We start from the raw sequence: 387 nt of genomic DNA, 5'->3' as shown, positions 1-387 counted from the left end.
GAATCTGTTTTATTGTCTGCATGTTTTTTTATTGCCCTTTTCTGTTTTTTGCTCTAGTTTGCTTTTTTGGTTTTGACAGATAATGCTTCATATCACAGATTCTAAAGGACAAACTATCATTAGAAACAACTTCTTTATTCACGGAGGATGGGCTGCTGGAAGTGCTGGGTGTATAGATTTATGGAAAAACAATGATGAATTCTTTAGAATCTTTTTAAAATATGTAAAGAAATATAAAGAGGAGATTCTTAACAATCAAGGTAAAATTCCTTTGATAGTTAAATATGAGGATACTACAAAGGTGGAGTGTGATAATATTGTTTTATCCGATAAAAGTATTCACACCAACTATTGCAAACCCATTAATTAGGAGTTAAAATGAAATTC

1 protein-coding gene is annotated in these 387 nt (G+C 30.5%); it reads left to right on the top strand.

Going from position 1 to position 387, the window contains the following annotated elements; genetic code table 11:
• Positions 1–82: 82 nt before the first annotated feature.
• Positions 83–370, top strand: a complete 288-nt coding sequence (locus OQH62_RS08645) for a hypothetical protein (protein ID WP_266016164.1) — start codon at positions 83–85, stop codon at positions 368–370.
• Positions 371–387: the final 17 nt, after the last annotated feature.

This window comes from Campylobacter sp. MIT 21-1684 (genome assembly GCF_026241315.1).
Classification (GTDB): Bacteria; Campylobacterota; Campylobacteria; order Campylobacterales; family Campylobacteraceae; genus Campylobacter_D.
This window is presented reverse-complemented; position numbering and strand designations above follow the sequence as displayed.

What these genes read in the sequence shown, in the direction of transcription:
- OQH62_RS08645 (WP_266016164.1), top strand. Translation starts at nt 83, where the DNA reads ATGCTTCATATCACAGATTCTAAAGGACAAACTATCATTAGAAACAAC.